The organism is Chryseobacterium vaccae (genome assembly GCF_009602705.1).
Taxonomy (GTDB): Bacteria; Bacteroidota; Bacteroidia; order Flavobacteriales; family Weeksellaceae; genus Chryseobacterium; species Chryseobacterium vaccae.
The window spans coordinates 2,277,239-2,294,186 of the sequence record NZ_VSWH01000001.1; the positions used below are offsets into that span (position 1 = coordinate 2,277,239).

The 16,948-nt window shown below is 36.8% G+C and carries 17 protein-coding genes; 3 read left to right on the forward strand and 14 right to left on the reverse strand.

The features are described 5' to 3' along the window. Positions 1-79 precede the first annotated feature (79 nt). From FW768_RS10350 to panD, 4 genes are all read right to left on the reverse strand, one after another. Entirely contained in the window at positions 80-754 is a 675-nt protein-coding gene (locus FW768_RS10350; protein ID WP_153395155.1) for a TerD family protein, read from the reverse strand. 24 nt (positions 755-778) lie between these two features. Beyond that, a complete protein-coding gene (locus tag FW768_RS10355; protein WP_153395157.1) occupies positions 779-1,354 on the reverse strand; it encodes a TerD family protein in 576 nt (191 codons plus the stop codon). Positions 1,355-1,537: 183 nt separating this feature from the next. Next, positions 1,538-2,566: a lysylphosphatidylglycerol synthase transmembrane domain-containing protein gene (locus FW768_RS10360; RefSeq protein ID WP_153395159.1), complete on the reverse strand. Its 1,029-nt coding sequence runs from the start codon at positions 2,564-2,566 to the stop codon at positions 1,538-1,540. A gap of 3 nt (positions 2,567-2,569) precedes the next feature. Then, positions 2,570-2,920 (reverse strand): aspartate 1-decarboxylase, encoded by a 351-nt coding sequence (gene panD / locus FW768_RS10365; protein WP_062702848.1) that lies wholly within the window; start codon positions 2,918-2,920, stop codon positions 2,570-2,572. Positions 2,921-3,319: 399 nt separating this feature from the next. On the opposite strand from panD, the gene FW768_RS10370 reads away from it, so the two are divergent. Further along, positions 3,320-3,610 (forward strand): HU family DNA-binding protein, encoded by a 291-nt coding sequence (locus FW768_RS10370; RefSeq protein WP_062702846.1) that lies wholly within the window; start codon positions 3,320-3,322, stop codon positions 3,608-3,610. Between the two features lie 126 nt (positions 3,611-3,736). Here FW768_RS10370 and pdxH read toward each other — a convergent pair whose 3' ends face one another. Further along, on the reverse strand, positions 3,737-4,378 hold the full coding sequence (gene pdxH / locus FW768_RS10375; RefSeq protein WP_153395161.1) for a pyridoxamine 5'-phosphate oxidase: 642 nt from the start codon (positions 4,376-4,378) through the stop codon (positions 3,737-3,739). A 24-nt stretch (positions 4,379-4,402) separates the two neighbouring features. Here pdxH and FW768_RS10380 point away from each other — a divergent pair, with 24 nt between their 5' ends. Together FW768_RS10380 and FW768_RS10385 are read left to right on the forward strand one after the other, a co-directional pair. Then, positions 4,403-4,951 carry a YqgE/AlgH family protein gene (locus tag FW768_RS10380; protein WP_153395163.1) on the forward strand — a complete coding sequence of 183 codons (549 nt, stop codon included), beginning with the start codon at positions 4,403-4,405 and terminating at the stop codon, positions 4,949-4,951. Positions 4,952-5,059: 108 nt separating this feature from the next. Continuing rightward, a complete protein-coding gene (locus FW768_RS10385) occupies positions 5,060-5,641 on the forward strand; it encodes an N-acetylmuramoyl-L-alanine amidase family protein (RefSeq protein WP_153395165.1) in 582 nt (193 codons plus the stop codon). Between the two features lie 84 nt (positions 5,642-5,725). On the opposite strand, the gene FW768_RS10390 is transcribed toward FW768_RS10385, so the two are convergent. From FW768_RS10390 to FW768_RS10430, 9 genes are all read right to left on the reverse strand, one after another. After that, entirely contained in the window at positions 5,726-6,478 is a 753-nt protein-coding gene (locus tag FW768_RS10390) for an aminotransferase class IV (RefSeq protein WP_231128804.1), read from the reverse strand. A 135-nt stretch (positions 6,479-6,613) separates the two neighbouring features. Further along, entirely contained in the window at positions 6,614-7,000 is a 387-nt protein-coding gene (locus tag FW768_RS10395; protein ID WP_076551122.1) for an START-like domain-containing protein, read from the reverse strand. A gap of 190 nt (positions 7,001-7,190) precedes the next feature. Further along, positions 7,191-8,366 carry an aspartate aminotransferase family protein gene (locus FW768_RS10400; protein ID WP_153399861.1) on the reverse strand — a complete coding sequence of 392 codons (1,176 nt, stop codon included), beginning with the start codon at positions 8,364-8,366 and terminating at the stop codon, positions 7,191-7,193. Between the two features lie 419 nt (positions 8,367-8,785). Then, positions 8,786-10,528 carry an OstA-like protein gene (locus tag FW768_RS10405; RefSeq protein ID WP_153395169.1) on the reverse strand — a complete coding sequence of 581 codons (1,743 nt, stop codon included), beginning with the start codon at positions 10,526-10,528 and terminating at the stop codon, positions 8,786-8,788. A gap of 3 nt (positions 10,529-10,531) precedes the next feature. Then, the gene (locus FW768_RS10410; protein ID WP_055984478.1) at positions 10,532-11,005 is read right to left on the reverse strand and encodes a Fur family transcriptional regulator; all 474 of its coding nucleotides are present in this window, start codon (positions 11,003-11,005) and stop codon (positions 10,532-10,534) included. A 66-nt stretch (positions 11,006-11,071) separates the two neighbouring features. Continuing rightward, a complete protein-coding gene (locus tag FW768_RS10415) occupies positions 11,072-13,063 on the reverse strand; it encodes a KUP/HAK/KT family potassium transporter (RefSeq protein WP_153395171.1) in 1,992 nt (663 codons plus the stop codon). A gap of 119 nt (positions 13,064-13,182) precedes the next feature. Then, the gene (locus tag FW768_RS10420; protein WP_153395173.1) at positions 13,183-14,163 is read right to left on the reverse strand and encodes a pyruvate dehydrogenase complex E1 component subunit beta; all 981 of its coding nucleotides are present in this window, start codon (positions 14,161-14,163) and stop codon (positions 13,183-13,185) included. 258 nt (positions 14,164-14,421) lie between these two features. Further along, positions 14,422-14,841, reverse strand: a complete 420-nt coding sequence (locus FW768_RS10425) for a DUF2147 domain-containing protein (RefSeq protein ID WP_153395175.1) — start codon at positions 14,839-14,841, stop codon at positions 14,422-14,424. Between the two features lie 178 nt (positions 14,842-15,019). Beyond that, complete coding sequence (locus FW768_RS10430; RefSeq protein ID WP_153395177.1) at positions 15,020-16,948, reverse strand: LTA synthase family protein; 1,929 nt, start codon at positions 16,946-16,948, stop codon at positions 15,020-15,022.

Genomic DNA, 16,948 nt, shown 5'->3' on the forward strand with positions numbered 1-16,948 from the left:
AAGACAAATATTAATTCTGAAGCCGGCAGGAAGTATTTTACTATTCTCTGCCGGCTTTTAAGTTGTATAGAAGGTTAATTTAGTTGCTGTAGGCGTACTGCTTCAGAATTTCTATAAAATTATCTGTAGGATGTGGTTCACCTATAGCACGGAACTTCCAGTCACCATTATGACGGTAAGCTTCCGCAAACACCATGGCACACATTCCGTTCATACTTGAATCTCCGGAAAGGCTGTATTTTGTGATTTCTTTTCCTTTAGCATCTACGGCTCTGATGAAAGCATTTTCAATCATTCCGAAATGCTGATTATTCTGTTTTCCCTGATAAATAGTTACCAGAAATAGTATTTTCTGATAGCTTTCATCCAGCTGATCCAGTTTTACAATAATCTGCTCGTCATCTCCGTCTCCAGCTCCGGTTCTGTTGTCTCCGGTAAGCCACACGTTTCCGCTTGGATGCTGCATTGAATTAAAGAAAACAACGTCTCCCTGATAAAGAGCGATCTGTCTTCCGTCCTGAGTCTGAACTGTTTTCCCCAGATTGGCTACTTTTCCGTTTCCATCCAGAAGAAATGCCACTGCATCAAGATCGTACTCAGCTTCTTTGCTGAATAGTTTTCCGAAGAAGCCTCCGCCCTGTTTTCTCACGTCCCATCCTAAACCGATTGTTACTTTTGACAGGTCATAGACACTTTCTCCGCGGTCATTTTTTCTTAGATCAATGGTCTGACCTTTCTGTAAATTAATTGCCATAGCTATAGTTTTATATAATTGATATTATTTAATGATTTGTCCGTTATAATATTTTTCAAGGAAGAATCCAAGGTCTGCTCTGTAGCCGATTCCTGAAGCTTCAAATTTCCAGCTACCGTTTCTTTTGTACAGTCTTCCGAATTCTACACCAGTTTCTATAGAGAAATCTTCATCCAGTTCATATTTTGCGATTTCCTGATTGGAGCTGTTGTCTACAATTCTGATATAAGAATTTCTTACCTGTCCGAAGTTCTGTTTTCTTCTTTCAAAATCCTCGATGGTGACTACGAAAAGGATTTCCTCTACTCTAGGGTCTACTTTTTCAAGGTCTACAATGATTGCTTCATCATCATCCCCATCACTGTTTTTACCATTGGGATCATCTCCTGTGTGTGTTAATGCACCATCCGGAGATTGCAGGTTATTATAAAAAACGAAACATTCCTCACTTACTAATTTTCTGTTGGAGTCAATCATGATAGCAGAAGCATCCAGATCAAAGTCGAATCCTGTCCCGTCATTCGGGTCCCAGCCCAGTCCTATCGTCATTTTTGTCAGTCCGATTTCAATCTTTTGTCCTTTCTGTAAATTAATTGCCATAGTGTTTTAGATTATTAATTATTTTTTTGATTAAGATAGATTTGATTTGTGAATTGACCAAATTTATACATAAAAAAATAAATGTCACAGGATAAACCAGATAAAGTTTCATTTTTCGGGGCGTAAAAGCATAAAAAAGTCCGGTTTCTTAACCGGACTCATTATTAAAATATAATAGTAATATTAATCTTTAAATTCTTTATCGGAAACAGCATTATTTCTTGCCTTTGCCAGCATCGGAATGGATATAAGTCCCATTACCAGCATGATCGTAATCTGAAGTGGAAGTGAGATAAATGAATAGGTAAGTCCCATTTCACCACCCAGATCTGCACTTTTCCCTACTGAAATGAACAAAGCCATAAATCCGTACTTCATCGCCAGATTAAAAGCTCCAATCCCGCCGCTGGCAGGAATAATCATCCCCAAAGTTCCTACAACAATTATAAAAAAACCGTCAGCAATAGTAAAATCTGAGGTCTCCGGAAGAGCAAAGCATACCAGATAGGCTGCAAAATAATATGAGATCCAGATTCCTAAAGTATAAAGTATGAATTTTCCTTTCTGTTTCAACTTAAAAATAGTTGCCAGTCCCTGAAAGATACCATCAATAAAGTTCACGATCTTTCCTAAAAACGGTATTCCGGCCAGCTTCTTTTTAAATACAAAGAACAGAACCGTTCCTACTGCCAGGATTAGGAGGATAACTAAAATCTTATTGGGGTTAATATTGATTCCTGAATTCTTATAAAAAGACAGAATGGCATCGTATTTAAATAACAATGTTAATCCCAGAAATCCAAGCATACATGCAAGATCCACCACTCTTTCCAGAATAATTGTTCCGAAAGATTTATCTACCGGAACTTTTTCCACACCGTACAAGGCAGTAGCCCTCGCAAGCTCCCCGCTTCTTGGAATGGTAAGATTCATGAGATAACCAAATGATATTGACCAGAGAGAATTGGAATTGGAAATCCGGTGTCCCATGGGTTCAAGCATCAGATTCCATCGGATTGCCCTGAACCAGTAAGCTAAAATCCCGAAAACGGAAGCAAACAGCACCCAAAGATAATTGGCTTTTGCCAGCGATTTCTGAATCACTTTGAAGTCAAGCCCTTTTAGGGCCAGCCATAAAAAAAAGCCTGCAAAAGCAAGCGATATTACTATTGTTAGTATGGATTTTAATGGATTTTTTGATTTTTTCTCCATAGATTACGTCAACAGATTTGTTTTTTCATCCGGGAAAACGATCTTCGGCTGGAAAGTTTTTGCTTCTTCAGGAGACATCTGTGCATAAGCAATGATGATGATGATATCATCTTTCTGTACTTTTCTGGCGGCAGGACCGTTCAGACATACCTCTCCTGATTTTCTTTTTCCTTTGATCACATAGGTATCAAAGCGCTCCCCGTTATTTACGTTGACAATATAGACCCTTTCTCCTACTACCAGACCGGCAGCATCAATAAGATCTTCATCAATCGTTATACTTCCAATATAATTAAGGTCTGAGGCAGTAACCCTCACCCTATGGATCTTAGACTTGAAAACTTCTATTAACATACTGCAAATTTATTAATAAAAATTCATAAATCGAGCTTTTGTAATCATTTTAAAAGTCCCACAAACACAGGGGTTTAATTTCAAATTATATAAGTTTTTTGAATATTGCTTGATAAATTATCAAACATATGATAAAAAAAATTAATAGTCTACATGCAATTTAGGATTTAATAAATACAGAAAGTAATATTAATTTTTTGCTAAAGTCAATGCACATAAGCATTTGGCATGATTTTAGTGACCCGTAACGCAGGTTTTCCGTGAAAAACCAAATTATCATATTTTGACTATTTTCACCAAAAAGCAAAAAAATTATATAAGTTTTAATAAAAAAATTGCACAAATAGAAAATAGTATTATATTTGCTATAATTACGAACTAACTTTAATATTAAAAATTATGAACAAGTCTGAATTAATCGACGCAATCGCAAAAGATGCAGGAATCACTAAAGTTGCAGCTAAAGCTGCTTTAGAATCTTTTATTTCTAACGTAACGACTACTTTAAAGAAAAAAGACGGAAAAGTTTCTTTAGTAGGATTCGGAACTTTCTCAGTAGCTGAGAGAGCGGCTAGACAAGGTATCAACCCTGCAACTAAGAAACCAATCAAAATTGCGGCTAAAAAAGTTGCTAAATTCAAAGCTGGAGCTGATCTATCTAATGCAGTTTCTGGTGCTAAGAAAAAATAATCATTCAGATTACAAAATTCAAAGACCGCTTCTTGGAAGCGGTCTTTTTTATAGCAAATAGTTTTAATTTTATATATACCTTGCCTGGCTATGCGATTAATTACATCAAATTAATTTCATAATTTATTACGGGGCCAATCTGGAGATTTTCCAGTCCAGATCTTCCAGCTGATAAATAATCCGGTCATGGAGGCGATTGGGTCTTCCCTGCCAGAATTCAATTTCATAAGGTTTTGCAAGGTATCCGCCCCAGTTTTCAGGTCTTGGAACTTCGGTGTTTTCGTATTGTTTTTCCAGTTCTTTCAATTTTTCTTCAAGAAATTCACGATTTGGAATGACCTCGCTCTGTGGTGAAACGGCTGCTCCAAGCTGGCTTCCTTTCGGCCTTGAATGAAAATATCCATCACTGAGGTTCCCAGCTATTTTTTCAAGATCAGCTTTGATGATGATCTGTCTTTCAAGGTTCGGCCAGAAGAAATGCAGACAGGCCTTGTGATTCTTTTCTATGGCTTTTCCTTTTCTGCTGCTGTAATTGGTATAGAAAATAAATCCTTCATGGGTATACGCTTTAAGCAGCACCATTCTGGTTCTCGGGCATCCGTCTTCTTCTACAGTGGAAACAGCCATAGCATTGGCTTCAGAGATCACAGCACTCTCGCTGGCCTCTAAAAACCAGTCTCTGAACTGCTCAATAGGATTTTGTTTTATCTCACTTTCAATAAGTTGGGATTTCTCATACACTTTTCTTTTGTCGTGCAGGTTTTCCATAAATATTTTTTATTAAATTTGAGTATGAATTACTCATACAAAGGTAAAATATTAATCTCCACCCCTGACATTTCCGGCGATATTTTTTCCAGATCGGTGGTTCTGATCATTGAACATAACGAAGGCGGTGCATTTGGTTTGATATTAAATAAAAGGAACAACCAGATGAGTAATAAATTCAACAATTTCTTTGATTTCAAAATAGAGGTATATGACGGCGGGCCGGTAGAAAATGACAAAGTATTTTTTATCGTAAAAGGCAAAAAAGTAACAGAGATCTATTCTGAGATCACCGATGATTTCTATTTAACAGAAGACATTGAAAATATCATCAGTGCAGTCCTCAACAAAGAACTGAGCATTGATGATGTAAAGATTTTCTCAGGATATTCCGGATGGGCTGCAGACCAGTTGGATAAGGAGATCCAGAGAAAGATGTGGACTGTTGTGGATGTATATAATCTAGACTACACACTACCCAATGATCAGACCTTATGGAAATCAATTATGCAGAACCTGGGCGGCGAATATCTGCTTTGGGCCAACTCTCCCGAAGACATTTCTCTTAACTAACTGTATTCCTATTCACTACACCTTAAAAACATTAACAAATTTTAAGATTACGTTAACCAATTTTAAAGAAAGAATTTCCGTTATTTGAAAAACCAAAAATCACTGAAAATGAGAGGGATTAAACTACTTACTTTATCAGCATTTTCCGCGGCATTCTTATCTTTTACTCCGGTTAATAAAAAGGTTATTGTTATTGATGCCGGGCATGGCGGAAATGATAATGGTGTTGTTCACGGAAATATTGCCGAGAAAGATATCACCATGAATATCGCGAAAGAAATCAAAAAGTTTAATGATGGCCAGAATCAGTATGAAGTAATTCTTACCAGGGATTCTGATACCTATCCATCTCTTTCTGACAGAACAGCACTGATCAACAAACTTAATCCTGAAATTGTGATTTCCCTGCACGTTAACGGAAGTCCTCAAAAGGAATCTCCTGATCAGGGGACCGAAGTTTTTGTTCAGAATACTGACAACTCAAAACAGCTGGCTAAAAAGATATCCGAAAAATTTGATGTCCGTAAGGTTGAAGAGCGTAATCTTCACATTTTACGGGAAACAAAAGCTCCTGCGGTATTGGTAGAACTTGGATTTATCAATAATACCAAAGACAGAGAGTATATCACCAGCGAAAAAGGACAAAAAGAAATCGCTCAGAAATTCACTGAAATCATCAGCGAATACTAAATAAAAATACAATTTCTGATTTATTCAGAATAAAACCCGGTAAAGGACTGTGGAACTTTTGTTGTTTACCGGGTTTGTCAATTTTTAAAAACTTTTTTTCCAGCTTTCTACCATTTCCAGAAAACGGCTGTTTTCAAAAGTTTTATTTCTTATTTTACCTACAGAAAATATACCTTTTTCATCGGAGATCATTAAAATCTCTTCGGCTTTCTGGGATTCAAACGCTATAATTTCATGTTCCTGAATATCTGCCAGATTATTTTTGTGCAGGAAGGTTACAAAATTTTCCATAAAAGGAGAGATGTAAGCTCCTTCTGTCTGTTTCGGCACCTTAATCACGTTTCCCTCCAGAAATAAAAGGTTTCCTGATGTGGTACGGGCAATTCTTTTATTAGGGTTAAGCAGGATAACATCGTCAAGATCATTTTCCTGGGCATAAATTCCACCGTAGATATTTTCAGGGCAGTGTACCCGGATATTACTCAACAGATTGTTATTGACATTGATTTCTTTAATCAGATCCAGCTCTAAAAGTCTTTGCTGAACAGAAAGAACATCTGCTACTTCTGTCACTTCATAAAAATAAGAAACTGAAGATTTTGCCAGCGTTATTTCATCATTATTTCTGAATACCTGAAAATTAATAATCCCGTTTTGAATTCCTTTCCCTTCTATAATATCTTTGTAAAAAAGGGTTTGAAAAAATTCCAGAGTATAGGTCAGGGGAATATTCATTCTCATCTTTCTCATGGAAGCCATCAGGAAAAAATAGCATTCTTCATCCATGATAAGTTCTCCGTTTCTCACAAAGAAAGAAACCTTCACTGCGTCTCCCATCAGAAACGCTCTGTTCTTTACATTTAATTCGTCTGATGTAAAATATTGATTTTCCAATTTTTGATGTGATTTATTTATAAAAAAATAATGAACGATAAATCGTTCATCAGTTTTACCATTTTACCAGTATCCGGATTACGCCGCACCTAGTTTTATTCTAAGGTTTTCTATCAGATTTTCCCAGTACATTGCGTTTTCTTCTTCATCTCCTTCTTCACAGAAATCGGTGATATTTAAAGCTAGATCTTCTGTAATGTCATCTATAATGATGGTCATTTCAAAAAAGTTCTTCGTTCCTTCATCTTCTTCCCATCTGAAACGGACGAAACCTTCAGGCTTATATCTGATCAAAGTAGCCTTTTCGGCAGGCCCTCCGCCCCAGCTAAAAAAGAAATCATCGCCTTTCTCAGTTACCTCATCCGCAAACCATTCAGATAATCCCTCTGCAGTTGCCAGATATTCATATAAAATCTCTGATAAACAATGCATTGGAAATTCGTAATGGACTTTATGTTTCGCCATATAATCTTTGTTTTTATCGTCCCGCAATATATAAATTAATTTTTTTATTACACAAAAAAGCCATTACTTTTTTACATAATCTGCATGATATTTATCAGAGATCAAAAATCTGTAACAGACTTCATTTTCAGGGATAAAAACTATAATGCTGAGCATAAAAAAATCTCTCCGGACCGAAGAGATTTTTTATTTAATTTTCATTTAAAACATCCAGAATAATCTGACAACCCTGTCTGATTTCATCCATCGAAATAGTAAGCGGAGGTGAAATTCTCAGGTATTCATTTCGGTACAGCTGCCAGAAGACAATAAGTCCTTTTTCCATACATTTTTTTGCCGTTTCCAGCGTGTATTCCGGACTTCCCAGATTGACAGCCAGCATCAATCCTTTTCCGTTGATATTTTTAATTTTCGGATGAACCAGAAGTTCTCTGAATAGTTTTTCTTTTTCTGCAGTTTCTTCCATAAGACCACTTTCCAGTACTTCCTTTAAAGTAGCGTGGCTTGCTGCTGCGATCAGAGGGTTTCCTCCAAAAGTGGTAATATGCCCTAACTTCGGTGAGTGTGACAGAGTTTCCATAATTCTTTTAGAGCTCATGAAAGCTCCTACTGGTACTCCTCCTCCCATTCCTTTTCCCATTACAAGAATATCAGGAACGATTCCGAAATGCTCAAAAGAAAAAAGTTTTCCGGTTCTTCCGAAGCCCGGCTGAATTTCATCTAAAATAAGAAGGGCTCCAACTTCTTCGCATCTCTTTTTCAGTTTGATGAGATAATCCTCTGCCGGCACCAGAAATCCCGCTGCTCCCTGAATTGTTTCCAGAATCACACAGGCTGTTTTTTCTGTGATCTTATCAAAATCATCTTCATTATTGAACTCAATAAAGCTGATCATCGGTAATAAAGGCCGGAATTCTCTTTTATGGAATTCATTTCCTGATACACTTAATGCACCGTGGGTATTTCCGTGATAGGAATTCTTAAAAGAAACAATTTCTTCTCTTCCTGTATATCGTTTTGCCAGTTTAAGACTACCATCTATAGCTTCTGCTCCACTGTTTACCAGATAAGTAATTTCTAAAGGATCCGGTGTTGCTTCTGCAAGCAGCTTACACAATTCAACAGGCTTTTCCTGAGCATACTCTCCATACACCATGACATGAAGATATTTATCGGCCTGCTCTTTGATTGCGTTTATCACTTTAGGATGCGAATGTCCCAAGGTATTGGCTGAAACTCCTGCTACAAAGTCCAGATATTTCTTTCCGTCTGTTCCATAAATGTAGCATCCTTCTGCTTTTTCAACTTCAAAACCTGCCGCAAATTGAGTGGTTTGTGCCTGATATGTAAAAAAATCCTTTTGCATTTCCATTGTCTCGAAAAATTTCAGCAAAGCTATAAAACATTCATTAGATGCTCAAATTAATGGGGCAAAAAGATAGATGATGATATTCTTTTTTGTGATTGATAAAAACTGTTGATTTTTTTAATTATTTAGGCGGACTAAAGTCCACCTCTATTGTATAAATACTGCAGATTATATATATTTTCGCAGATTCTGCAGATTGAGCAGATCTTTTATTCTGTCATAAACAGAAATCTTAGATTTCTAAAAACTAAGGTGTTCTTTTATGCAGTAAGCTTTTAAACGTATTGAGACTAAAGGGTTGAATCTTTTGTGGTTAAATATTTCCCACAGATTGCTCAGATTACACGGATTTTGTGGTGTTTTTTAATTAGTGACAACTAGGCATAAAAAAGACCAGTCGTACGCTGGTCTTTTGTTTATTTTCTAACTCTTTTCGGTTTCTTGGCTTCTTCTTTTGCCCTTTCTTTCTCTACGGCTTCCTGAGCCTGATTATAAAGGTCATTTTCTGCCACATATTTTATTTCCTCGTAATTCGGAGAGTCTACAAGGATGTCCTGCCATTTTCTTATCCGGTCTTTGGTATTCCAGTTGAAATCCGGAAATTTTCTTTTTTCAGGTTCTATCATACTCATTGGATAGGTATCTGAATTGGCTCCGATACTGCATGAAATAACCTGCAATCCTGTTTCTTCAAATAAAGCTCCGATAATTCCGCAGGTTGAAAGGGTAATTCCGATTCTTCGGGGTTTCTGGGTTTCCTGATCAACATCATCTGCATACGCAATGGCCTGGGCATTTCCAACTACACGAGCCTCTTTGATATTGTTATGCTCATAGTAAACAGTCATAAACTTCCCTTTTACCTGGTTGAATTCATCTTTCAGATTCAGGGAGTCAACTTTGCTTATTGCGAAAGCATTTCCGATTACTTTAAGTGAGTCTAAGTCTTCTGTTTTTGTATTGAAATAAGCTTCAATCTTATCCCCCGTTACCTGCTTCTCGCCGCTCCATAAAATAGGTTTGGTGTACATGTGCATAATTCCATCAGTCTCATTGAAGGCAATGGAATCTGCTCTTCCTTGTGCATTGGACTTATATATTCTTCCTTTTCTATAAGCTCTTAAGAAGTTTTTCTTGATTTTTATATCTGCAGAATCAGGTTTTTGGTAAGAAATAATCTTTTCAGCGGCAAAGTAGATGGAATCTTTTTCCATAATCTTTACAGCATAAGGACTTTTGGTCATCATGGCAGAATCTTTCTTTTCAAAAACTTCACCATAACCTCCTTTCATATACCTTTTTTCCAGAGGATCGTCTAAGGTTACATTCCCTGTTGCTTTTCCGAAACCAGTGATCTGATTATAATACATATCGTCCCCGGTAAGGATTTTATCGTTATAAAAGATTTTCGAATTTTTATACAGGAAAGCTTCTTTAGTTTCCATTTTATAGGTCCCTTTTTCTGTATAAATTCTGTTTTTAGGATTGGCTCTGTTGGTAATGGTGGTTGGTCCTATAAAATCAGCCACTTTTGTATTTTGATTCTGTTTGATATTAGCTCCTTCTATGATATACTGAGGAGTATCTATCTTTACATTTCCTGTAAGATCAACCAGTTTTGTAGTGAGAAAATAAGTCGCTGACTTGGTATAGGTTACATTCTTTCCATCAGAAATGGTTCCTCCGGTATTGAAGTAAGCCTGATTGGAAATTCTGTCATAATACAGAATATCGGTTTTTATGGTTTGTTTCGGATCGGTAAGAACTACGTTTTTCCTAGCAACACCTTTCTGGGTATTGCCGTCATATTCCATTTCTCCTGCAGTGATCACTGATCCGTCGGTATTCTGGAGTTTGGTATTTCCGATTGCTTTTACAAAATTTTCTTTCTCATAAATGATCAGTTCATCCGCTGTAAGAATGGATCCCTGATGTTCAATCTGAACATTGCCAACGAAATACTGGTTTCCATCATATTTTTCGGGATTTTTTTTGATCTCATCTGCATGAATGATCTTTATTTTATCTTCAGGTTTTTGTGGTTGCTGACGTGGTGCCCCTGCAGCCGGCTGAAGATACGGATCTCTTTTCACAGGCTTAGTGTCCTGTGCGGAAGCGAGCGCAGAAATAAAAATTAACAGGAAAAGGAATATTCTCATTGATTAATCATTCTTAGTACCATAAAAATACAGCGAATGCGAATCAATTTTTACGCCAAATGCATCTTCAATTGCTTCTTTTATTCCCTGGATTCTTGGGTCGCAGAATTCTATAATTTCTTCAATTTCTTTATCAGAGTCTTTTTTGTAGATCACCAGGTGGTCATGCTGCTTATCAAAATAAGACTTTTCATAAGATGAAGAGGTCAATGTCTTTTCTCCAAATTGATGCTTACGGATTAAACCGGCATCAAGGAAAATCTCAATAGTATTGTAAATCGTTGCTTTAGAAACATGATATTTTTTCTGCATCATCAGAAGATACAGATCATCAACATTGAAGTGATGATCCATATTATAAATCTCTTCTAATATCGTATATCGTTCAGGAGTGTTTCTAAACCCTTTTTCTAATAAGTAGTTTCTTAAAACATCCTTGATCAAAGCAATATTTTTTTCTTTTTGTACTGTATCCATCAAAAAAATTATCTACAAATTTATTGATTTTTATTTAAATAGACCTTATGGTTTAATACGCCGGGATTAAGAGTTGTGACGGAAGAATCCTGATTGTTCTATTTTATTGTCGTAAACGGTCAGCTCTGTAATTGGTGCAGACTCCACTTCAACGTTGTGGGAAGATACTCCCCATGCTTTAAAGTCATCACTTCCGATGTATTTCACGAAGTTGTAAATATTCAGGGTAATCTTCTGTTTAACTGTTAAAAGTATATCGTTGATATATGTATTATCTATAATAACATATTTCAGATCCGGCGGAACATTATGAGCCCTTAATGACGGATGGCTGCTTCTTGAAGGAATGGTTCCATCGGCCATCAGGTCTTTAAGAACCATATTAAAGTAGTCATTGATTCTTCGGTCTACTTTAAATCCTAAAAGGAAATTCACTTTATACACAGTTCCCGGAAGGATTTCATCCACCGTATATTTGAAAGTATATGGATCTTCCTGATTGACAATACTTAAAATAAAGTAATGATCAGCTCTTTTAGGCTGTTTTTTGATGATGGAATAGATAATTTTTGATTCTACTTCATCGTTTCTTTTAGCTCTGCTCAGGTAGGCCAGATTGGTAGCATATTTCGGGATAGACTCATCCAGTTTCATGTCTTTCAGAATCGATACGTATTTATCAATTTTTACATACTGAATAAAGTTCGCTTTAATCAATCGGCCGTTGTACCATGCATACATACAGACTGCTATAAATCCTCCTAATACCATAGTCAGCCACCCTCCGTCTACAAATTTGATCACATTGGCATAGAAGAACCCTGATTCAAGGAACAGATATACAATAGCAAAACCTAAGATAAAAATCTTATTGACTCTGGTACGGCTCAGCCAGAACAGGAGCAGAATAGTCGTCATCAACATGGTAATGGTAATGGTAAGACCATAAGCGGCTTCCATACGTTCTGATTTCTGGAAGAAAATTACAACTACAAAACAGAAAGCCATTAGCCCCCAGTTAATTCTTGGAATATACATCTGTCCTTTAATCCCTGAAGGATATTCGATATGCTGGTTGGGCCAGAAAGAAATGGACATTGCTTCAGAGAACATGGTAAATGAACCTGTGATTACGGCCTGGCTGGCAATAATTGCAGCCGCTGTTGCCAATATAACACTCGGAAGAACCGCCCATTCAGGCATGATTCCGAAAAAAGGATTAACTCCATTATGTACCTGATGGTAATTATCTAACAACCATGAGCCTTGTCCTAAATAGTTCAGTATAAGCATTATTTTAACAAAAATCCAGCTTATTCTGATATTTTTTGCTCCGCAGTGTCCCAAATCTGAGTATAACGCTTCGGCCCCTGTTGTACAGAGGAAAACAGCTCCCATAATCACAATTGCGCTTGATGAGTGGGTGATCAGGTTATAGGCATACATTGGGTTGAAAGCTCTCAGAATTTCAATATGATCGAAGATATGCAGTGATCCGGAAACTCCCAAAACCAGGAACCAGGTTACCATAATCGGTCCAAAGAATTTACCAATAGAAGCCGTCCCGAACTGCTGTACCACAAAGATTACAAACAGGATTACCAGTGTAATGAGCACTACAGGGGTTTCCGGATTGTATATTTTAAGACCTTCAATGGCCGACATTACGGTAAGAGACGGCGTAATAACACTATCTGCTACCAATGTGGAGGCTCCAATAATGGCGACGACATAGAGCCATTTTTTCTTCAGTTTTTTGACTAATGAATACAAAGCAAGAATTCCTCCTTCTCCCTTGTTGTCTGCCCTTAAGGCAATGATTACATATTTCAGGGTCGTCTGCAGGGTAAGGGTCCAGATAATACAGGACAATGCTCCTTCAATATACTCATCGAACGGCATAGCGGCCCCGTCTTTTCTTGCGTTAACGATCGCCTTCATTACGTAAAGCGGCGAGGTACCAATATCCCCGAAAACAATCCCTAGAGATACTATAACACCTACAAATGAGAGTTTCTTAAGGTCAAAGTGATGACCGCCCTCTGTAACTTCTGCCATATCAGCCAATTTTAATTTTTAAAAGCGCAAATTTATACTAATTTTATGACGCCAAGAATTTTTCTTCATGAATATAATAAATGAAAAAACTTCCTTTCGGAAGTTTTTCTCTATTATCTTTACTTTACGTACATCGCTTTTTTAATTTCCTCTTTTACTTTTTCAAGTTTAGGGAACCATTCTGCAAACAATGCAGCTGAATAAGGCGCAGGTGCGTCAGGGGTAGTAATTCTCTTTATAGGTGCATCAAGATAGTCAAATGCTTTCTGTTGTACCATATAAGTAATTTCAGAGGATATTGAACCGAAAGGCCATGCTTCCTCAAGAATTACCAGTCTGTTTGTCTTTTTAACTGATTCTAAGATGGTATCGAAATCAAGCGGACGAACTGTTCTAAGGTCAATAACTTCTACAGAAATACCTTCTTTAGCCATATCTTCAGCAGCCTGTAAAGCCAGCTTCATAATTTTACCGAAAGAAACTAATGTTACATCTGTCCCTTCTCTCTTGATATCAGCTTTTCCTATTGGAAGGTAGTATTCTTCTTCAGGGATTTCCATTTTATCTCCATACATCTGTTCAGATTCCATGAAAATAACCGGATCATTATCCTGAATTGCAGTTTTCAATAATCCTTTTGCATCATATGGGTTGGAAGGAACAACAACTTTAAGTCCTGGACAGTTAGCAAACCAGCCTTCAAAAGCCTGAGAGTGAGTTGCTCCAAGCTGTCCTGCAGAAGCAGTAGGGCCACGGAAAACAATTGGGCAGTTCCATTGTCCACCACTCATCTGACGGATCTTCGCTGCATTATTGATAATCTGATCAATTCCTACCAATGAGAAATTAAAGGTCATAAATTCTACGATAGGTCTGTTACCATTCATTGCAGCTCCCACAGAGATCCCTGTAAATCCAAGTTCTGCAATTGGGGTATCGATTACTCTTTTAGGACCAAATTCATCCAGCATTCCTTTTGAAGCTTTGTATGCACCATTGTATTCTGCAACTTCTTCTCCCATCAGATAGATAGATTCGTCTTTACGCATTTCCTCGCTCATTGCCTGTGCAATTACCTCACGAAAAGTATATTCTGCCATATTTTCTTGAAAAATTTAGACTACAAAAATAGTGTTTTTTTATTATACACATAACAAAAAAGGCATCTCATTGGATGAGATGCTTTAATATTCATTGTATTTAGCGAACCTGAGTTCGGGTTAAGAAGTTTAAATATAAAAGAAAAGACCGGAAGTTGCTTTTAGTTTTACATATTGAAAGTCATCAGAAAATCAAATTAGATAAAAAAACGGTATTTCATTGCTGAAATGCCGTTTTTAAATTCTATTTAAACTTGATTAGTTTGCTTTGTCCCAGGTCTGTGTTCTTCCAAATACCGACATTCCAAGATATCCTCTTACATTAAGCTTTTCGCCATTTTTGGTAATGGTACACTTGTATGTTTTTCCTGTTTTAGGATCTGTAATGGTTCCTCCTGTAAATTCATCACCGTCTTTTTTCAGACCTCTGATAATTTCAAGTCCTACGATTGGCTTTCCTTTTCTGTCATCTTTACAAGCGCTACAGTTTGGATCCGCAGGTTTTATAAGCAGTTGGGAAACTTTTCCGTAGTATTTCCCGTCTGATTTTTTAAAGATTTCAACAATAGATTTTGCCTGTTTGGTTTCATCATCTATGGTCTTCCATTTACCTTCTATCTGCGCAAAAGACATTACGCTGAACAATGAAAGTACAAAGGTTGCTAATAATTTTTTCATATTTCTATAGTTTTAATTCTGATATATTGGCTTTATTGCCTATCTATTGATAAAAATATAAATTAATTTCCAACCTGCAAAAAATTTTATTATACGGAGCATATTAAGAAAGGGCAAAATAAGCAAAAGGGTGATCTGTAATTTCTTTATTGCTCTTCCTATATTGCTACTTTTTTACTTAATTCAGTTTTCTGTTGATTACTCTGTCCATATAATCCTGATACCAGGCCATTGCGGTCTTTTTCCCTGTTTCTATTTCCGGACTGTTTATTTTTCCCATCAGATTTTTCTCAAACCCAAGATCTGCTTTATCATATACTCCTATGATTTCTTTTCCGTTAAAACGGTACATATAGTTTCCAATGATGAACTGTTCTGTAGTTCCATCTGAGTTTACGACAAGTGATGGATATTTTTTATCACTTACCAGGCTTCTCCCCCAGCTTCTGATACGTTTATTGTAACCTATAAGGTCTGCCAGTGTAGGATAAATATCAATCTGCTGTGCTATTTCCGGGCTCACTCCTTTAAGGTTATACTTTGGATTAGGAGAATAGAAAATCAACGGTACTGCAAAACGGTTCATGGCTTTTTCATATTCACCATAAGCAATCTGGTTGGTATGGTCTCCGGTAAAAACAAAAATAGTATTATTGAACCATGGCTGCTTTTTGGCGGTTTCAAAGTATTCTTTGATGGCATAATCCGTGTATTGTATCGGCTCATGCATTTCTATCGTTCCTTTTTTGAATTTCCCCTGGTACTTTTCAGGAATTTTGAAAGGATGATGCGATGAAGCGGTAAATACTGTACTCATGAAAGGCTGTTTTTTTCCTACATTTTTAGCAAAATACTGAAGAAATGGTTCATCCCATATTGCCCACATTCCATCGAAATCTTCATCATGGTTGTATTCATTCTTTCCGAAATAATGTTTAAACCCTAAGATATTTCCAAATCCCAGGAATCCCATGGAACCGTTCGGAGCTCCATGATAAAAAGAAGTATCATATCCAAGATCATTACACACTGAAACAATAGACTGAATTTTCTGATTGGAATACGGTGAGCTGGTAAAAGCATCGGTAAGACTTGGAATTCCGGCCAGCACGCTGCTCATCCCATGAATAGACTGTCTTCCATTGGCAAAAGTATTAGGAAAAATAAGACTTTGTCCAGCCAGACTGTCGATAAACGGGGTGTAAGAAACATAGCCATTTATATTTTTATCTTTATTGAATGCCCCGGAATATTCCCTTCCAAAAGATTCAACAATAAAAATAACAACATTGGGGCGGTTTTCTACTTCCCTGCTGTATTCTTTATAAGGCTGAACATGGTCATCAATATATTTTTGATCTACAAAATGAACTTCTTTGAAATTATTGGTTCCTAATGTTCTGAAAAATGAAAATGTACTGTTCAGAACAATATTCCCCTGCAGCGGATTGACAACAAAACGGTTGGCATCTACCAGGTTAATAGGTCTTGTACTGTGTTTGAAATCTCCCCGGATTCCGCCAACTACTAAAACAGCTGTTCCGCAGAGAACAAGGATAGACCAGATAAAGTATGGAATGAGTTTTAAAGGTTTATACTCTGTGATCTTCACTTTTTTATAAAGGAACACCCAAAGCGCCATCAGAACAATAAACCATATCAAAACAAACGGATGCTGCCCAATGGAAACCGTGAAAACTTTAAAAATATTGGATTCGTGCTGGGCAACATTCAGCGCTGTAGAAGTTAATCTTGCCTGTGAAAACTTATAATAAACAAAATCACCGAAGTTCATGGCGTAGGCAATTCCATTGGTGACAAAGTACAGCCAGAATAAAACAGTCTGATACACTTTTTTTGTATTAATGACTATCGGAATAAGGCTCAGCAGGATGAATAAAGCGTTAACGTATAAAATCGCTGTGGTATCAAAGGCGGTTCCATGAAAGGCCAGGTTGAAATAATCTGAAACGGAATCCACTTTTATGAGCTCCTTATTGAAATACCAAAACAAAAGCCTTGCAATCTGATAAAAAACATATGCTAAGAAAATCCGGTACAAAAGGACCAGAACTTCTTGTTTTCTAAATTCTTTAAAAAATTTCAT

Bases quoted from the DNA above. Each gene is read 5' to 3' on its own strand.
- FW768_RS10350 (WP_153395155.1), bottom strand. From the start codon at position 754: ATGGCAATTAATTTACAGAAAGGTCAGACCATTGATCTAAGAAAAAAT.
- FW768_RS10355 (WP_153395157.1), bottom strand. From the start codon at position 1,354: ATGGCAATTAATTTACAGAAAGGACAAAAGATTGAAATCGGACTGACA.
- FW768_RS10360 (WP_153395159.1), bottom strand. From the start codon at position 2,566: ATGGAGAAAAAATCAAAAAATCCATTAAAATCCATACTAACAATAGTA.
- panD (WP_062702848.1), bottom strand. From the start codon at position 2,920: ATGTTAATAGAAGTTTTCAAGTCTAAGATCCATAGGGTGAGGGTTACT.
- FW768_RS10370 (WP_062702846.1), top strand. From the start codon at position 3,320: ATGAACAAGTCTGAATTAATCGACGCAATCGCAAAAGATGCAGGAATC.
- pdxH (WP_153395161.1), bottom strand. From the start codon at position 4,378: ATGGAAAACCTGCACGACAAAAGAAAAGTGTATGAGAAATCCCAACTT.
- FW768_RS10380 (WP_153395163.1), top strand. From the start codon at position 4,403: ATGAATTACTCATACAAAGGTAAAATATTAATCTCCACCCCTGACATT.
- FW768_RS10385 (WP_153395165.1), top strand. From the start codon at position 5,060: ATGAGAGGGATTAAACTACTTACTTTATCAGCATTTTCCGCGGCATTC.
- FW768_RS10390 (WP_231128804.1), bottom strand. From the start codon at position 6,478: ATGGGAGACGCAGTGAAGGTTTCTTTCTTTGTGAGAAACGGAGAACTT.
- FW768_RS10395 (WP_076551122.1), bottom strand. From the start codon at position 7,000: ATGGCGAAACATAAAGTCCATTACGAATTTCCAATGCATTGTTTATCA.
- FW768_RS10400 (WP_153399861.1), bottom strand. From the start codon at position 8,366: ATGCAAAAGGATTTTTTTACATATCAGGCACAAACCACTCAATTTGCG.
- FW768_RS10405 (WP_153395169.1), bottom strand. From the start codon at position 10,528: ATGAGAATATTCCTTTTCCTGTTAATTTTTATTTCTGCGCTCGCTTCC.
- FW768_RS10410 (WP_055984478.1), bottom strand. From the start codon at position 11,005: ATGGATACAGTACAAAAAGAAAAAAATATTGCTTTGATCAAGGATGTT.
- FW768_RS10415 (WP_153395171.1), bottom strand. From the start codon at position 13,063: ATGGCAGAAGTTACAGAGGGCGGTCATCACTTTGACCTTAAGAAACTC.
- FW768_RS10420 (WP_153395173.1), bottom strand. From the start codon at position 14,163: ATGGCAGAATATACTTTTCGTGAGGTAATTGCACAGGCAATGAGCGAG.
- FW768_RS10425 (WP_153395175.1), bottom strand. From the start codon at position 14,841: ATGAAAAAATTATTAGCAACCTTTGTACTTTCATTGTTCAGCGTAATG.
- FW768_RS10430 (WP_153395177.1), bottom strand. From the start codon at position 16,948: ATGAAATTTTTTAAAGAATTTAGAAAACAAGAAGTTCTGGTCCTTTTG.